The organism is Vibrio sp. 10N.222.47.A9, assembly GCF_963872585.1.
Classification (GTDB): Bacteria; Pseudomonadota; Gammaproteobacteria; order Enterobacterales; family Vibrionaceae; genus Vibrio; species Vibrio splendidus.
The window spans coordinates 1-17,828 of sequence record NZ_CAWNBB010000038.1 but is presented as its reverse complement, the minus strand read 5'-3'; the positions used below and the strand labels follow the sequence as shown (position 1 = coordinate 17,828).

14 protein-coding genes are annotated in these 17,828 nt (G+C 42.2%); 8 read left to right on the top strand and 6 right to left on the bottom strand.

Features of this window, described 5'->3' with window-relative positions; genetic code table 11:
* Nucleotides 1-410: 410 nt before the first annotated feature.
* Nucleotides 411-1,292 carry a helix-turn-helix transcriptional regulator gene (locus AACT19_RS11570; protein ID WP_076646358.1) on the bottom strand — a complete coding sequence of 294 codons (882 nt, stop codon included), beginning with the start codon at nt 1,290-1,292 and terminating at the stop codon, nt 411-413.
* Nucleotides 1,293-1,559: 267 nt separating this feature from the next.
* On the opposite strand from AACT19_RS11570, the gene AACT19_RS11565 reads away from it, so the two are divergent.
* The 3 genes from AACT19_RS11565 (at nt 1,560) to AACT19_RS11555 (ending at nt 2,789) form a co-directional block, all read left to right on the top strand.
* The gene (locus AACT19_RS11565; RefSeq protein ID WP_076646356.1) at nt 1,560-1,826 is read left to right on the top strand and encodes a hypothetical protein; all 267 of its coding nucleotides are present in this window, start codon (nt 1,560-1,562) and stop codon (nt 1,824-1,826) included.
* A 295-nt stretch (nt 1,827-2,121) separates the two neighbouring features.
* Nucleotides 2,122-2,316, top strand: coding sequence for a hypothetical protein (locus AACT19_RS11560; protein WP_010434944.1), 195 nt, complete (start codon nt 2,122-2,124; stop codon nt 2,314-2,316).
* Between the two features lie 209 nt (nt 2,317-2,525).
* Entirely contained in the window at nt 2,526-2,789 is a 264-nt protein-coding gene (locus AACT19_RS11555) for a hypothetical protein (protein ID WP_076646354.1), read from the top strand.
* A gap of 164 nt (nt 2,790-2,953) precedes the next feature.
* Here AACT19_RS11555 and hhe read toward each other — a convergent pair whose 3' ends face one another.
* From hhe to AACT19_RS11530, 5 genes are all read right to left on the bottom strand, one after another.
* A complete protein-coding gene (gene hhe / locus AACT19_RS11550; RefSeq protein WP_076646352.1) occupies nt 2,954-8,758 on the bottom strand; it encodes a DUF4011 domain-containing anti-phage protein Hhe in 5,805 nt (1,934 codons plus the stop codon).
* A gap of 195 nt (nt 8,759-8,953) precedes the next feature.
* On the bottom strand, nt 8,954-10,921 hold the full coding sequence (locus AACT19_RS11545) for a DNA polymerase (protein ID WP_076646350.1): 1,968 nt from the start codon (nt 10,919-10,921) through the stop codon (nt 8,954-8,956).
* Nucleotides 10,922-10,952: 31 nt separating this feature from the next.
* Nucleotides 10,953-12,785, bottom strand: coding sequence for a helix-turn-helix domain-containing protein (locus AACT19_RS11540; RefSeq protein WP_076646348.1), 1,833 nt, complete (start codon nt 12,783-12,785; stop codon nt 10,953-10,955).
* Entirely contained in the window at nt 12,785-13,408 is a 624-nt protein-coding gene (locus AACT19_RS11535) for a hypothetical protein (RefSeq protein WP_076646347.1), read from the bottom strand. Before AACT19_RS11535 ends, AACT19_RS11540 begins: the two co-directional genes overlap by 1 nt.
* Nucleotides 13,409-13,458: 50 nt before the next feature.
* The gene (locus AACT19_RS11530) at nt 13,459-14,097 is read right to left on the bottom strand and encodes a hypothetical protein (protein ID WP_076646345.1); all 639 of its coding nucleotides are present in this window, start codon (nt 14,095-14,097) and stop codon (nt 13,459-13,461) included.
* Between the two features lie 139 nt (nt 14,098-14,236).
* Between AACT19_RS11530 and AACT19_RS11525 the strand changes: the two genes are divergently transcribed.
* From AACT19_RS11525 to AACT19_RS11505, 5 genes are all read left to right on the top strand, one after another.
* Nucleotides 14,237-14,827 (top strand): helix-turn-helix domain-containing protein, encoded by a 591-nt coding sequence (locus tag AACT19_RS11525; RefSeq protein WP_076646343.1) that lies wholly within the window; start codon nt 14,237-14,239, stop codon nt 14,825-14,827.
* A 269-nt stretch (nt 14,828-15,096) separates the two neighbouring features.
* Nucleotides 15,097-15,918 carry a restriction endonuclease gene (locus AACT19_RS11520; RefSeq protein WP_076646341.1) on the top strand — a complete coding sequence of 274 codons (822 nt, stop codon included), beginning with the start codon at nt 15,097-15,099 and terminating at the stop codon, nt 15,916-15,918.
* Between the two features lie 94 nt (nt 15,919-16,012).
* Nucleotides 16,013-16,444 (top strand): hypothetical protein, encoded by a 432-nt coding sequence (locus AACT19_RS11515; RefSeq protein WP_083717881.1) that lies wholly within the window; start codon nt 16,013-16,015, stop codon nt 16,442-16,444.
* A gap of 142 nt (nt 16,445-16,586) precedes the next feature.
* A complete protein-coding gene (locus tag AACT19_RS11510) occupies nt 16,587-17,210 on the top strand; it encodes a hypothetical protein (RefSeq protein ID WP_076646337.1) in 624 nt (207 codons plus the stop codon).
* Between the two features lie 195 nt (nt 17,211-17,405).
* Nucleotides 17,406-17,669: a hypothetical protein gene (locus tag AACT19_RS11505; RefSeq protein ID WP_076646336.1), complete on the top strand. Its 264-nt coding sequence runs from the start codon at nt 17,406-17,408 to the stop codon at nt 17,667-17,669.
* Nucleotides 17,670-17,828: the final 159 nt, after the last annotated feature.

Sequence of the window (17,828 nt, the reverse complement as noted above, 5' to 3'; positions counted from 1 at the left end):
GGAGTGGATTCCATACATCAATGTAGAAGCAATGGGAGCAGTTAAGGTCTGCAATTCTATGGGAAATACCGAGATAATGACTTGTATGAAGCTATCTCTGACTTATAGTTCTTAAATATTCCCCTATATAATAACCAGCTGACTGGCTGTTATTGATTAGTTTAGTTACGTTCGGTGAAAAACAGCATCGTTTTGAGTCTTCCCTTAACTGGTATCGGTTCGAAGCTTGGTAAAACACCCCAGTACCCATACCTAACATAGAAATCTTAAAAAGCGCTGCATAGTGGTTTCTTTATGACATGGAGTGACTACAACAGAGAACCGAAACGACATTATGTCTTGGTGGTTGCATTTCATTTCAACAAAGCATCAACAAACCCAACGACGTACTTCAATTCGCTCAGTGCCTTCTACTTGGTTGAATCTAAATACGCTTGGAGCTCTTGCTTCAACAAGTAACGTATCCAGTCAGGTGAGAGCACCTCTGCATGTGGTAGCCACGTTTTAAGTTGGCGTAGTAACTCTGGTATGTTCTTGGTTTGGTGACTAATTAACACATCACCGGAATCTAGCTCTTTCAATACTCGGAAGTCATCTGCATTACCTTCATTTAAGAAAGCTTCTACGCCTTTAGCGCTCATCTGTATAAGAACTTCAACGGGATTGAATAGTTCATCTTCATATCCACAACCAGTCAGCTTCTGTTCAATGCTAGGGTTAGGAGAGTATTTATCCTCGTAACGCACTAATTCACGAATCTTCGCCACTCTGAGAGACTCTAGGCGGTTTCTCTGTGTTCCGACAATGAACCACAATCCACGTTCATTCAACAGTTTGTAGCTGTGGAACTCATCGTAGGTTTTCCCTTCATGGCTAAAGCTAATCACGTTTCGTCGTTGTATCGATTCGATAAGTTTCTCGAACACCGAAGCACATTCACTGATGTCTTCGACTTGTGGGTTCTTGAAGAGAAAGGGCGGTGTGGTTTGGTTGTTCAATACACCATTGCTTAGATAGTGCTTACCCGAAAACAAAGTATCGAATCCCATGTTTAACAGCAGGAGAGATAGCTCGTTATTGGTCAGCCTGCCTAAGAACTTAGGGTCTAACGAGTAACAAGCACCGTCACGTTGTATAGGTAGGTAATTTAACCGTTCATTGAAGTCACGATTTAACGTCCTTCTTGTTACTCCAAATTCACGGCTTAGATCATTCAGATGCAGTTTCTCACCTGTATTCAAACGGGTCAGGATGATGCCAAGTCGTTTCGCTAGTTTGTCATGCTCTTTCATTCTACGCATTGTAGATAGGTCACTCGTCAGGTGGTGTCGTGGTCGGAAAGAGCATGATTATTTCTAGCTGATTTTCATAAGGTTACTGATATTGCTATAGCTTTCATCGGTTACTCCAAGGTATGCCTTACAAGGCATTCATCAATCATTTCAATATTTCTATATCTGAGCGACACACCTTGTCGTTCACCCTCTCTAAACTAATCACCAATCACGTTAACGCTGTCTTTACCAGCGGCGTCATTACGTATTTAAGGAAAAACAACAATGAAAAAATCAATCATCCTGCTAGGTCTAACTTCACTATTCGCATCTTCAGTATTTGCAGGTGGCACGTTCGGCGGTAATCCGGGCGATATCTCAAAAATGAAAGAACTGCTAGAGCCACAATGGAATGGTAAAGCAGGAATTCAGAACACATCGTCTTACGGTGTCATTGTGCAGTGGAAAGCCGATGTCTGCGGAACAATGAATGGTCATGTCACTGATGCGACTCAATGCACCTCAGACACCCCGAAAGGTAAAGCACAATAAGTTTTGTTGCGGAGCTTGGCTCTAGATATCTCAGTTTCGAAATTGGAACTCTCTAGGCTGAGGTATCAATGAGCTCCGCAACACCTAATAAACCAACAAGAAGGAGCCTTTCATGGCGATTAAATCAATAACAACACTAGTTACAACTTGTCCGGCATGTGGTGAACGTGCTTATGATGATGGTAGCTGTCAGGTGTGCGGTCACTCTCACTAAAGCTGCATTCACAAAACTCTAAAGGGTCATGTTCTTCATTGAGCATGGCCCTTTTCGTATCTACAGAAAAGGAGTAAGTACGTGGATAAAGACAACTATTCTGAACCACAAAAAGGATCAGAGACTCTATCTAAAAGTAGGAAGGAATTAGGATTTAAAGCTGCTCAGCTTGGCGGTGCTATAGGTCTTCGATTTGGTGGGCCATATGGAATGTTAATTGGGACAATCTGCGGATTTTCAGCAGGAATTTTGATTGATGAGGTACTGGAGGACTAGTTAATCAATAAAGCAGGGACGCATGTTTCTGTTTTTTTTTATATCGACAAGAACAAACCATATGGTCAAGTGGTGCAGACTGCGGGGGTAACTAAAAGCCTCTTACGGTATTTCAAGTTTTGTCCGTGACTCTTAACAAAGTAATAACCCTGTTAGGTAGCACTTCGCTGTACAGGAATTACTTTTAATTAATCATTAAGGATAAGGTCATGGAAAACTTCAGTAATATTATCGAACACAACACAAGTGAACTTAAGAACGGCAATATGAGTGCATATTTGTCTGTGCTTGAAGACAGTATTTATCAATACGAAAAAAGATATGGACCGATGAAAGGCAGCGCTTATCTAAGTAACTACGTTCGGTCTTGCTTCCGCAATGATTTAGTCAAGAAAGGTGGTTACGATTCCTTTGGTCGCAAGCAATTCAAGACTTATATCAAACGTTGGTTCCACAAGGTTGGCGAGAGATAAAAACCACAGGTGGTGCATCGAGATCTTGTCTCTACGTATGTCAAAAGCGGACACCGAGCCTAAATTAATATATTTAAAGGTTTCGAGTCCGCTTTTTATTTGTGAACAGTGGTGCTGAATTGTTTTTGGACAAAATCAGTTATAAAAAACCTAGTTGAGCAGTTCTAAGTCAACGTAACAGTTTCATAATCAGAGATGATTTCTAAAACATCATCAAGGTAGTCCATAGCCTCTTTAGGACAGGTGTTTTCACGCAAATACGCGGGGATATCTAATGAGAATTCATCTCGTGTAATTGGTCGCTCAAGAATAAAACGTTCTATCATGTCGGCACGCAGTAGCTTCTCGCTCGGAGCCGTTTCCGGATATTTCTTGCCAATGACATGATCTCGATAACGAATTAAAGCATCTTTCAGGCTCTCAACTGCCTTGAAATCAGTATCCGAGCAGGTAGTTGTCGATGATTCTATTTCCTCAAGATTTAGCTCCTCATCAACGAGCGCTTGGACTGGTGTCGAACGCGCTTTCAACTCTTCTATTATGGGTTTCAATTCCGCTTCTGGATGTTTAAACCAATCGGTCGACCAAATTCGTCGTATCGTCCAGCCGAGCCCCTCAAGGACACCTTGGCGCACACGATCCCTGTCTCGTGTAGATTTACTGCTATGATACGTTGCACCATCACACTCAATCCCCATCAAGTATCTACCCGGCATACCTGGGTCTCTTACGGCTATATCAATAAAGAAGCCTGCGACACCTACTTGAGGTACGCATTCAAAACCATGCTTGGAAAGTGCGCTCATTACAGTAATCTCGAAGTCACTATCGGGCTCTCCCTGCTGGGTTCCATCTTGGCCAATAAGTTGGCCAGTTTGCGCAAACTGGAGGTAGGCTTTTAACGATTTTACGCCAAGGCTGCTAGATTCGCTTAGTACAATCTGTTCTGCCGTCATTGAGCTGTATACCTGAATACGTTTTTTTGCACGTGTAAACAATACGTTTAATCGGCGCCAACCACTGGTGCCATTTATCGGACCAAAACGTTGAGGAATACTTGAAGCCCCTTTCTCCTGGGGGCCATACGTAAAGGATATATAGATAACATCGCGTTCATCTCCTTGCACATTTTCAAGGTTTTTGATGAATAATGGATCTTCACTTTCCATATTTTTCATATACGCTGTTCGTAAAAGTGCATCTTTGGAAATAGCACTTTCAAGATCGGCTTCAATCATGTCTCTTTGCTTGGAGTTCATCGCAACTACGCCCAAACTCTCTTCCCGTTTATGGAGTAAGTGGTCTCTAATCGCCTTGACCACCACATGAGATTCTGTCTGGTTAACACTACTAATGAATCGGCCATCCCCGACGTGATTGAATTTAATCCCATGCTCTTCCGATTGATCCCATGGCGAAGGAAAGACCACAAGATTTCCGTCATAGAATTTATGATTCGAGAACTCAATGAGGCTTTCATGGCGAGAACGGTAATGCCACCTTAACTGACGCTTATCGAAATAAGCACTAACGGCATCCAGTATGCTTTCTGCCTCGTCAATAACGCCAGTCTCTTCGCTATCACCGTCAATTTCATTGGCTACGGATTTTTCGAAAAACGAGGTTGGTGGAAGCTGTTTGGAGTCGCCAACGACGACAATTTGTTTTCCGCGGGCAAAGCAGCTCAGAGCATCCTGTGGTTTAACCTGAGACGCCTCATCCATCACAACGATGTCAAAATTAAGGGCTCCGGGTGGTATGTATTTCGCCACCGCCATTGGGCTCATCATAAAGCAAGGTTTGTGACCAATCATGGCATCGCCCGCGCGTGTCACCAGATTGCGAATTGAAATATGGCGAGTTTTTTTCTCGATTTCACGTTGTAATAAGGCATTGCTAGTGTAGCTCGTCGCTTTGGCTCCACGCTTACCCTGTGGTATATCTCTATCTGCCGCTAACGCTGCGACTCGCCTGCGTTGTAACTCTTTTAACTCCTCGTCATATTTCGAGAACTGCTGTTGAATAGCCGTCTGCTCATGACCAGACATTTGCGACAATTCCGGTTTCTCCCGATAAATCTCTCTCGCTAATGCATGGTATGTTGCAAATTTCATTGCGTTTTTTGCGTAATCAATCGAGCGACGATGTTGGCTCAAGAACTCATTAAGAAGGCTAAAACCTCCTAATTCCATGCGTTCTTTTGCGTACAGGTACTTGATCCAACTGTCCAACCACGGACCGTTTTGAGCGGCAGCTTTATTACGTTCAATTACGTCAGCCATGAAAGGGCCGCAGCTTTGCAGCCAGTTGTTCCGTTCACTTCCTATCGATGCTAAAAACACAGTCTCTGTCTTCCATACCGTTTCAAGCTCAGACGCCAATTTAGCTCCCGCGTCTCGTATAAGATCAATATCTGACACATTGTTTTGACGTTTGATCAACCATGTAATGTGTTCATTTTTACAGCCGTCACTCACCTGTTTGGCGTAACTGACGGTATCAGCAACAACACTGAACGATGTGGGCGTTGCTCCCGTATCCAGTGGAGTAAGTTCAAGCTCTGTAGAGAAAACATGATGGCAAATATCCGTCGCCTCAATCACCCTGCGAAGTTCTCTGAGCGATTGACCCTCATGGATTTTCTTATGAAGCTCATTTTGCGAGATTTGCGTATTCACCAGATACTGCTGACAGTTTCTCAGGCACTCAGTTATCTGGCCTTGAACTTGACGTAAAGGGTTGGGTTCAGCAGACCAGTCTGACTCAGAATTCGCCAAACAATCAGCAGCAGTGAAGACAGAAGACAGTTTGTCGCACTCTTTTCGCAACGACGCCAAGTGATTGACCAAGCCCTGTTGATAAAGATTTTGCACACCACGAAACACGTCTGTTGGTACTAAAAACAAGGCTTGTGCTAACGCCACTCTCTTGCCAAAACCAATGCCATATTCGACTCTCACTCGCTGATACCAATGTGCCATTGTCGCCACCAGCTCGACATCGGTATTCAACCCTTGAAAGTAGGCACCTAATAGCTGGTTGTTTCTTGTGTCTTCGCAAAAACCATTAGATCTCGCTAACCAGTCCGCTGCACTCTCCAGTATCGGTGCGATCTTTTTTGCATCGAACTTTGGCGACTTAACAAACGCGGAAACTGATTTTTTCGCTTCTCTCCAGGAGGGGTTTAACCAAGAGAAGAGTCCTGTGTTAGCTAACTCAGCAGCATAGTGTTGTAACATTTCAACCGATGGTAGTTTATCTGTTGAGATCACCTTTTCGAGTGCCTCATGTTCAGTGATTAAGCGGGTATGTTCATCAATGAAATCGGTAGTGAATCCAGCCAATGCCTCGTTATCAAACAAAGGAGATCTGTTAGTAATATATTGCTTTGGCAGTACAGCGGCCAATGAAATGAAAGTTTCCAGCTCTTTCAGACCTGATAATTGGCAACCGAGCAAAGAGAGCGAGGCATCAGGAAGATGCGTAATAAGCTCAGCGCGTGAACCCTGAATTATATTGAATAAGTCGATCATCTCATTCAGTTTCAATAATGCTCGGGCAATGTCATCAAAGCTTGTTTCGGGGGCCACTCCCAATGCACTTAATTGTCGGATGGCTCGGTCGATATCTTCAATGAGATCTGTATTCTCGATGACCTCACGTGTAAAGGTATCTTTCATATTCAGATAAGAAGATGCCAAGTCTTTATGGCGACATAGATACTCATCCAATTGCTGAATGTGGTTAGAAGTCATAGTACTAAAAGCCTGAAGATCAACGCGCCCTTGAGGCAAGGGTATTGTCTTCCAGTCTTGAATTAATGACTCTGCATCATAAAGTGAACCATTACAACTTAATGGGACATCGTATGATTGGCAAAGCGTGACGACGTGTTCACACCAAGTAGACAGGCGAGAATTCCAGTCCTTCAATTCATCAATAACCTCGTCAGGGTCATTACCCGAAAGCGCTTTATTCGCCACCCCAAACCAAGGGTGAGAGATCCAGTTTCCCTCTTCCGGTAGTTGTTTGCTGACAAGGCTCAGATAGTTGTAAAAGACTTCAAGCTGCTCAACTTTCTCATCCAATTTAGCGTTACTGAATGATTCACTGGTCACGTCCTCTGGCGCTATATCTTTGAACTTCAATGGCGCGACTTCCGCTTCATAGCGAGTGGCTGCCATCAATATCTCATGAACAGTAAGCTCGGTGCTTTTCCACTCCCGGTTAATCAATTGAACATAGTTCTGCAGTCTCTCACGAGCTCTCTCTAGTCGCTCAAGTTCACGAACGTACTGACTATTGTTGTGATAGAACGTCGGTCCGTTTGAAATTCGCTGCTTAAAATCATCCAGTACTAGCCGCTTCTGTGCTTTGTCACTGTGCAAATCTAGACAAAAGTCACCTAGGCCTGCTTTATCCATACGCCGCTTTACCACGTCAAGGGCAGCTTGCTTTTCAGCCACAAAAAGAACGGTTTTTCCACGAGATAATGCTGCCGAAATGATATTGGTGATAGTTTGTGATTTACCGGTCCCTGGTGGACCTTCGACAACCAGGTTCTTACCATTCAGCACATCAATGAGCACGCTCATCTGTGAACTGTCGGCATCCTCGATCATTGGGTAGCTTTCATGAAGGTTCTTAACTTCGTCAAGTATATAGCTATTAGTACTCCCCACAGAACTGGATATATGAAATCCATCTTGGAAGAATCTCTGAATCACGTCATGCTCTAATAGGTTACCTTCACCTTGAGGCCAATTCCGAGGGTCTAAATCGCGATACATCAGAAGTTTCCCCAAACTCAGCGTTGCCAAGGTTGCGAATCGGCGGACTTTCCAACGTCTCACGACGACATCGTTTTGTTTTCTGGCCAACAGCTCGTTGACTTCTTTATAGTACTCTTCTGGGGTCAGCAATCTATCTTCATTGTCGGGATCGACAATCTCTGGCAGAGTTAACCCAAATTCTTGCTGAAGCTTTTCACGTAAAATCAGGTTTTGAATTATGTCTTCGCCGTTGTATTTGATCTTATAGACCGCAACGCCATTACAATAATCTTTAGTGATGGAAATCGGTAACATGTAAAGTGGCGCCAAACGCTTATTCCCCCCCTCGGCCTGATCAACCCACTCCAAAAAACCAAGACATAAAAAGAGAATGTTATTCCCTGTTTCATCAATGGCAGTTTTCGCCTCTCTGGCTAGCTTCTTCACCGCCACATTCAATTGAGCCTCAAAAAGCATCGATTGCAAGTTAGTGTCTGTGTGTCTGCCATCCATCGCTTGTTCTAAATGGTTAGGCAATTCGAATTTGTTATCGATACCAAGGACTCCTGCCCATTCTTTAGCGTCAGGATCCTTTTTCAACTGAATATGCTTACCTTCTTCTTCATTCCATTCCAAATAACCATGCTCAATCAACTCACTTAGCTTAGGTTCTGGAATTGGAGTGAGCAGCATCGACTTCTCTGACAGAATAAGCTTCGCAAGCTCATTCGGAAGTTCATCAACAATTCGCACGAAGGAGCGAGTGTTTTGGTCGAGGTTTAACAAACGAGACCGCCCACCAGAAATATCTAGCAGTTTCTGACGCATACCTTCAAAAGCAGAAACCAAAAAGTTATCTGGGTATATGATTGGTGTTTCGCGATTCATGATGAGCGAGTTATTTTCTGTCATAGTGGAGTGTCTATTCGACATTGAAGATACCGTTTTTTTACTTGAAGAAGGGGGTATGTTTGTTTCTGTGGTTGGCAGGATAGTCTGATTTTCTCGGGATACATTGCTTAGCCGTGGCTCCGCCAATAAACTCTTTATATGACTTCTCAGCTCAGTATTTCTACGCTTATGGCGCCTATTCGCTAACTCAGAATCAATTTCTATTAACGTTTTATGGTCACATTTATACTGCTCAACAAAATCTTCCAATTCATCAATTTTGTATTGTTTAAACCTGTTTGACATCCAAAGCACCTAGGAAGGAAGTTATTCAACTCGTCTATTAATCAATTTGACTCATAGGCAAAAGTACCAGACTGTTAGGTTAGGAAAAACTAATCTAATGATATAGAGGTGATTTTTGCTCGGTACTTAACAGAATCCGTATTGTTGCTAAGCCTGTCTTTGTAACAGGTCTTTGGGCAAAGCTAAGTTAGTTATTCACTTGTTCAACCACTCTTCAATGGTGTTCACATTGCCATCTTTATTCCAACATTTAGGTTGTAAAGTATTGATGTCTGTTCGGATGTTTAGTTGAGGGTAGCGCTCCTGAATGACCTGAATCATTACCTGAGACGTCAGGCTCGCAACTTCCTTTAATTCTTCTGTTGGTGCCTCAAACACAAAAGCATCATGTAATGCGACAATCAACTTAGCATTATGGCGCTTATATAACTGATGTAGGCGATTACCCGCGATTTTAAACAAGGCTGCAGCAGTGCCTTGCACTGGCATGTTGACCATCCAATTCTTTTCTTTGCGGTTACGTTCAGTATCTTGGGGACGTAATCGTTGTAGACCCGTTGCTGTACTCACATAGCCACGAATAAAACCATATTGTGGTGCTAAATCCATAGACTTACCAAGGGTAGGAAACATATCAAGAAACTTATCCATTAGCTGCTGGGCTTTAACCTCGTGAACTTTAAGTTTCTTAGATAAGCCGTAGGCTGTGATTCCATAAATGAGCCCTAAAGTACACTCTTTCATCACGTTGCGCTTATCGCTGTGGTGTTCTTTGAATATATCAGGCGTACAGGATTGGAACTCCATTGGTAGTTCATCTAAATAGAACTCTTGAGCTAATGCTGTGTATAAATCTCCTGCATTGTACTTCTTTATTAAGTCTTTATCGTTATACACAGCAGCCGTTATCGCCACCTCAATCTGAGCAAGATCAACCTCACCAATACCATATCCCTCAGGTGCAACAACGATGGGGCGAAGAACTGCAGGTAACCCTAGGAGGTTAGGAGCCATTGTTGCTTGTCGGCCTGTTACGGTATCGAGGTGCTTATGTATAGGGTGAATGCGACCACTCCCTCCGACGAGTCCCGGTTGAAATATGACGTCTTTAGAAATGGATACCATATTGGTGTACTTGGCTAGTAGTCTGATGGTGGGGTGCAAATTGTAGTTAGTACTTAATGCCTCTCGTTGAAAGCTATAATCGCAACCATCCTTGAAGTGGTGCAGCAACCCTAATGAATTAAAGAATGTAACCTTGTTATCGTGGCTGCTTGGATTGATGAGACCATAAGCTGCAAGCTCTGATTGCCATTGTGCCAGTTTTGCTTTCGTACCTTTCAAGATTTTGGAACATTGCTCTCGACAAACAAGTACACCGTTTCTTTCCATACCCGCATTGGTAATAATCCAAGGCATTTCTACGTTTAATAAATGGTTATAAATACCCTGAATAACCACAGCTTGAACTTGCAGGATGTATAGCTTAGCCACTTCCACACATGTCGTTTCAGTCTGTTTTAATTGGGGACTATCTTGGCCGTAGCGAGTTGTTGTGGCGATTAAGCTATAGAAGTCTTTCCGTTCTTGCGTAAAGGATTCTTGAGCATCAATTTTCGATGATAAGTCATCAAACTCATGATGTTTATTTAATTGATGAAGTCCTAGATATCGTGCTTTTTCTGCAATCAAAATATCCCATATTTGATGTGGCTCGTTGAGCCCTAGGCGCCAGAGGCAATGCAGGACACGATTAGCGTTGTAAGCTGTAAATATGACGGGTAAGTCAAACAGGGCTTGTAAGGGGCTAATTTCAACGTTCGACTCTAAGTTGATTATGAAAGTATGCAGTTCCATGGAAACAGTGTCGCCTGTACACAGTGTTAAGCATAGTTGAGTAGGTTTAATCGTTGAAATATCGTATTTATCGTAACCATTCGGCAAAGTGACAGGTGCTTTAGGGTAGGTATACTTACAATCAATACTAATGTTGCTGATAGGCAGTTGTAGTGCTAAGTCTATGAGGGCGTTTAGTCCATTAGACGTATCAATATGCGAGGTTTGTCCATCCGTAAAGTGAGTACCTCTAGGCAAAATAGGCATTGATTCTCTTTTAGGTTTATTTGTTTGAAGGTGTCGTTCCGTTCCTGGTAGCAAATTCATGGGGGTTTCCTTGATGATTGGGGCAGTCTAACTAATTGGGGCAAGCAACGTCTTTAGATTGATAACGACGGACTGTCCGCACACTGATACCGAGAAGCTTGGCTATTTCTGTTTGTTTGAGGTCTTTGGCGCTGAGAGCTATAACATTATCAGCCGTCGTATTACTGCTGCGCTTACGCTTTGTGGCTAGTCCAAAGTGCTTACGTAATTCTGCTAAATTAGAGAATTCTTTATCGTAGGTCGTAGCAAGAGCATCATTACTCTGAAATGTAATAATTTCACGGGTTTGGGTAAATGGGCGAACACGACCTACAGCTTGAACAACCGTCCCCATTTCTAAGGTTTGCAGCATAGGGTTAGCCACTTCAGCGACATCGGTAAAGCGAAATTGTTCATCGTCTACGATGCCATAGCGTCGACGTGGTTTTTTTGAATAGGTTATGGCTACATTGATCTGTTCACTATTGGAACGCAAGTCCTGAACTGAATTACTCAGCGTATCTTGCTTTACATAGTAGCTATTAAGGCAGTAACAACAATCAAACCCTTCGTATTGATTGGTGCCAATAACGCCATAGTGAATAACGGGTACTAAAGTCACGTTGGGGCTTTCTGTGTAATGCTCACCGTGTATGATGCGGACACTATTGATCCCTTGTTCCACTAACAGTTGGTTCATTGTTTTGACGCAGTAATCAACATGAGCTTTCTTCGATACTAGTAGTACTCGCTTACCTTCCTGAATTCGTTTAGTCGTGAGTTGTGTAAAGACATCAAGGATTTGAGATGCGTTTTTAATGAAATTAGAACTAGCCCCAATGGCCGATGCGATGTTCAACCACGTAGAGCTTTCACCTTTAAACTCATAAGTTTCGTATGGTGAGTAAAAGTCTATACCTAAACGCATCTTCAGAATGGATAGGTGAGTGGTACCACTGTACAACAGAACATCACTATCAGAGGTGAAAGGGGGTGCTGGAAAATGGATGTCACCATTAGGTAACTTTTCTCGCGATTCAGCCATGGAATAGCCGAAAGCTTGCAAGTCATAAATAATGTTATGAAATGACTCACCAAAAATAGCATCACCTACGGTTAATATCTGCGTCATTTCATTGGCATCAATGCGCGGGAAGTGCCATGCACTAGTATCTTGTAAATCTTCACTTGGCGCGCTGAGTAAGCAATTCAAGTAGTGCTCAAGAGTGGCTTTGCGTTTTTGGGAGATATCAGATTGATCTGTTGCTTCTATCAACTGTTGTATGGAGGTAGGTGAAAGTGTACGGCTGTAATTCGCCAGACTGACATTGGCCTCATCAAAGATAACTAGCACTCTTTCGGCTTTCGCTTGTTGTTTTACATGAGTAATGAAGTATGGGTTATGCTCAAGGTGAGCTTGAGTAGCAAAAGCAACCTGCTTGTTTTGTAAATCTTTACCATATTGACTAGGCCAAAAGCATTCAGCGCGTTTGGGGCACAGTACACAACAGTGACGTTTGCCTAAATGACCTAGGTTCCGGGCCTCATAGGCTTGCCATGCTTTGTTTCGTTCTTCGCCGCACAGGTTGGCTGGGCGAGGGCGGATATTGATAACTTCGATATCTTTGGGGGGCTTTTGAATGAATTTACGTTCATCTATGATTTTTCGTGTAGGAGCCATGACAAGTACAAGGTCGTACTTATCTTGGCGAATAGCGGTTTCAATAACTAGATCCATGTTATAGGACTTACCCACGCCCACTTGCCAACGGATGACTACATGCTGGTGGTTATGACAATGCTGAAGAATGACACCAGCATCGTTCTCTTTTCTGAAATCGGCGAGGCGTTTAGCCCCGCTAATTAATGTCTTACTTGTTTGCATTAGGCCACACGACCGCGTTTAAGTATGAGGCGTGTTGCGATTTGAGGGATAGTTTCTAGTTCTTCATTTGTTCTGATTTGGTAAATGTCAGAGAGAGCGAACTTACGACTGTCGTACGCTTCTTTAAATTCCATAACCTTGTCCTTATCAATCACAATGCCCGCCGGAATATCACTAGACGTTACTTCATAGTGGTAACCTTTCTTGACAATATTAACCAATAGGCCTCCTTTATTAAGCAACGGCTTTAATTGCGGTGCTAATGAGGTTGGTTTTAGTGTTGGGGGGATCGCGAGTATTTCCATGCGCTCTTCGATAAAATTGTAGGCAGGTGTAAGTATGTGATGGTCTAACTTGATTTGAGCTTCACACAGTGTGCAGTTTTCGCCATTGCACTGTATGTATCCTTTTTCTTCTGGGGTATCAATGTAGTGAAAATAGGACTTCTCAAAAACATTCATTACAAATGATAAAGCGGAACCATTGTCATCTAAACGAGAACGGTATAGGGCCTCAGGTTTAGTAAATATAGGTTGGTTGGCTGTGTTACCACCGAAAATGTCATCAAAAGTACCGCTTCGGTTACGACCGTGATTGCTTATTGTTTTTTGTTCAGTTGTCATGTTTTTATTCTCTACGTTGCTTTTAAAGGGGGTGTTTTGTGTTTGAGTGATTAAGGCGTATCAATCTGTTTTAGCGCATCAATCAAGTGCTCCCACGAATCTGATTGGAAAAAATCATTAGTTAATGCACGTTCAGCATCAAAGTAAAATGACTGACCATCAGCAAAATCAACGCAGTCGAAGCATTCGCTGGCCAATGAAAAAGTGGAGGCACAAAAGAATTCGATGGCATGCGGGTGGTAAAAAGGTAGATCTTTACTTGCGTAGCCCACTGCCTCATAAACTGAATTAGGTATGCTTTGAGTGGTGCTTAAGTCATGTGTGCAGGTAAATCTCTTTCTTGCGTGACCTAATTGATGAACGGTATCAATGGTTAACACGTCGCCTTCACGGCTAACGGTGTTAGAGGCTAAATGTAATTTTTCATCGAAATAGAATTCAATGTGTTCATCGCCTTTGCTTTCATATTCTTCTACGCGTTGTACCGTCATGACAGCAATAGGAGTTCCCCCGCCATCGCCGTAAGAGACATCCTCATTTTCGGTAAACAAACGACCATAATGCAGTGGTAATTCTTTACGGTTGTAAGCTAAGCAAGTCGCCAAATAGCCTATGCGTTTGCCGCGCAAGAGGTACTCTTGGTTAGAGTTGCCTTCATCCGTAACCATAGTTTCTAGATTGTCATTCATATTATCCTCCTTTTGAAATTATAACTATATAGTAAACTTTTCAGGTAAAGGTTACGACTTGTAGCTCAGTTATGTCAATAAATAATTGAAAAAAATTCCCTTAGCGTTAAAATTTCAAATGTGAATTAGAGAGGAAAGTATGAAGTCAAAGGTCGTAGAAAAAGTAAGTATCTTTACGCTGATATCAGAAGCGGTAAAAGATCTAAGAATGTATGGCACTGATTTTGTGCTGGGTTTAGGCTTAACGAAAATAGTTAAAACTAAAACCAAACAAGCAGAATATGCCGATTTACTGGGCGTTAAAGGAGCGTTTTACTCTCGTCTGGAAAGTGGTAGTTCAGCATTTAACATCGCGCAGCTTCATACCTTGTGTGAAGCCAAGGGGCTTTCATTAGGGGAGCTTTTTACCTATGTAGACCACATGAAGAAAGATCTAATAGGTGCGGGGTATCAAGTCGTGACGGAAGCATTGCCAATTGACCAAGATGCAGTGCGTAAAGACAACTGGATTGAGGAAAAGGCAACGGCTCTGAATAACAAGTGGACACGTGAACAAAAGAGCTTAAAGCAATATAAAGACCTAACTGATCAACAAATCGCAGCTAAAAGGCAAGAGCATGAGTTACATGCCAGGCTTTTGTTTGCTGACAAGTTTAGCCATGTAGAGGATGTTGAGCTACAGGCGGGGCAATGGGACGAAGCATTCGGCGAAGATAGAGCGAAAGAGTAGACACAGGCTTGCGTGTAAAGTGGACGCGAAGCCTAATTAGATTACCTTATAGGTTTGGTGTCCATTTTAGCGATGATTTTGCTAACACACCTAATGAGACAAGACGTATTGAACCGTCTTTGAGCCTCTGTAACTGTGTTATGAACAACCTAATCCAATCAGGGGATTAGGTAACATCAGTTTACTGTAGAGCTATTGGTCAATCTATTATTCTCACTAGCTATTATTTGTGATTTAATGCACTCAAATGCTTATTGGTAGAGAGTTAAATGGCACGACGTAAAGATGGGATCATATGGCACTTAATGGACGCTCCATGGTGGCTTAGTGTGTTGCTCTCTAGTGTTATATACCTAGGGCTCTCATATCTATTACCTAGCTTAGCAGCTAGCAGTGATAATTTTATCTTTAACGCTATGGCTCCCAACCTTCCTTTGATGGCCCCCTATTTTACCTTTCTATTTTTACTCCCTGCGCCGATAGCATTCTTTAAACAGTATAAAAGAAAGCAAAGCTATCTAACGACAAGTTCCCAAATTAAAGTTCGCAAGAACACTTCACCGTTGAATGACTTAAGTTGGATTGAGTTTGAAAGCTACATCGGTGAATACTTTAAATTTCAAGGTTATGAGGTCAAACAGTCTTTCTCTCAGAAGCCTGATGGTGGTGTTGATATTTGGCTGACGAAAGAGGGGGAGTTAAGTCTTGTACAATGTAAGCACTGGAAGACTCGTAAGGTTGGTGTACAAGTTCTAAGAGAAATGTACGGTGTCATGATCGCAAACAATGCCAGTAAGATGATTATTGTTACATCAGGCGACTTTACTTCAGAAGCGATTGCCTTTGCTGTTGATAAGCGCTTGTGGTTGGTTAATGGCAGTGAACTGGTTCACATGGTCGAAGATGGACGCAGCTTTCTGAATAAACCCGTAATACCTGAACCTGAAAGAGTGTCGGCAGTTGAAGATAGAGTTTGTCCTAGTTGCCAATCTAAGCTTGTGATGCGTGTTGCTAAAAGGGGAGTTAATTCAGGCAAGAGTTTTTATGGTTGTTCGACTTATCCGAAGTGTCGTTACACCTGTGATTACTGATATCTAGGCTTTTTGATTAACTGGATTTATATTTATTAAAGTGAGGTAAGCGTTGGGTACAAGTATACAGCAGGCTGAAAGAACAGCTAGGTTTATGAAACTCCTTCCTACCGGGGAAGATGAGGTATTGGTCGTATTGAAAGGGCATTTGCTACTTGAGGAGCTACTGGTGGAGATACTAAATTCATCACTCAGTGAAAGTAATCCTTTAGGGATCAAGGTTAGTGCGTCTAATATGATGTTTGCCAGAAAATTAGAGCTTTGCTGGGCCTTGGTTGGTCACAAGTCGGTTATTTCTGAAGTGTGGTCTTCGCTAAAAATGTTGAATCAAATTCGTAATAAAATGTCTCATCATGTGAACCCTCAAGGAATTAGTGATTTAATTGATGTCTTTGTTCGCGACGTGCAAAGCTATGATCCTTTCGGCCTTGTGTGTTGTGCGAGTGAGTACAAACTTGAGTCAGCTATTTGCTGTTTATATGTAATTCTTAATGAGCAGGTTGCTCACTCCCCTCGCCTATATTAAGAAAAGTTCTTGAGCATGATTACTAACACTGTTGTATTTGGTTCAAACAGGAATGACGTGCTTTTTTGAGCGCTTGGTCTGGGTTAGGCTACTATTTTTATCGTATTTGCTAGTGCAAGCATATTTTTGAGGAGTGTAGTGGTTGATCTTGGATATTATACCCTTATCGGTATTTGTTGCTCTGGTGCTTTTTTGTATCCGAGAGGTTAGAGATTTCATCAAAGGTAGAAATGAGAGTAGAAAAAAGCTTAATACACTCAAGATATTGTTATCGGAAGAATTACGAGAAAATTATAGTAATTTGGAGTCCCTTTTCCGCGTTGCCGAACAAGTATTACTGACTTTTGAGACTGATCATCCAGTTCAAAAACTAGTAAATACAGACCGATATGGGAATGACTACATATATGTCCATATTGGTGAACCTGAAGACAATGAAAACTACTCTTTGGTGGCAATGCCGCTTGCTCACATCGTAACGAAACAATACGAGAATCATATTCAAGATGTCGCTTTACTAGACCAGACACTTTACGATTCCATAAATGAGTTGTACGTACAGTTGCGTCGATGTGAAAAAATTAGAAACACCTTAGTTTGTCACCTAGCTGGTGAAATAAATGATGTTCGTAATTGGGCACTTGCCACTAATGTGAAAGACATCGTAAGAAATCAGAGTGAGTATCTAGAAGCTTTAAACTCTGTTCATCAAGAACTAACAACGAAGCGAATTGAAAAAAGGTTTGGTAAGGTTGAACAACTTTAATGAACCTTTTAAATGAAAGGGCTTAATGAGGGATCGTAGAGCATTTTAGAACGATCAGTTGTAAGTGATATTTTGTGTGTTGCTTTTGATTATTCTTTACTGCTTGGCTCTTGTATTTTTGGGATGTGAATCTCGATATTCAACTTGTTTTGTATTTATCATGCGGTGTCTTATTTGTTAGTGAGGGTGTTTTGCATGGCAGTATATTGCGTTAGTTATGATTTGAATTCTCCGGGGCAGAAATACGAAAAAGTACATGAAGTTTTGAAGAATTTTTCTAAGTGGTATCACATCATGGACTCTACATGGCTTATTTCTACTCACTATAATGCAATACAGATTCGCGACATGATTTCGCCTTACCTAGATGAGAGTGACAAAATGTTCGTTTCACGTGTTAATGAGTATTCTGGTTGGTTGACCGCTGACGAGTGGGCATGGTTATCTGAAAATGTTTAACTTTGATGTTATTTGGGTTTGAACCGCCACGCCCGAAGGCAACGGGATTTTGAAGAGGTAGTGTGTTGAAGTGGTTGGGGTGTTGTTTATGGCTTATCTAAGGCTCTTAACAACTACGCCAGCTCTGCGGTAGCATTTCCAGCATCTCAATAGCGATTA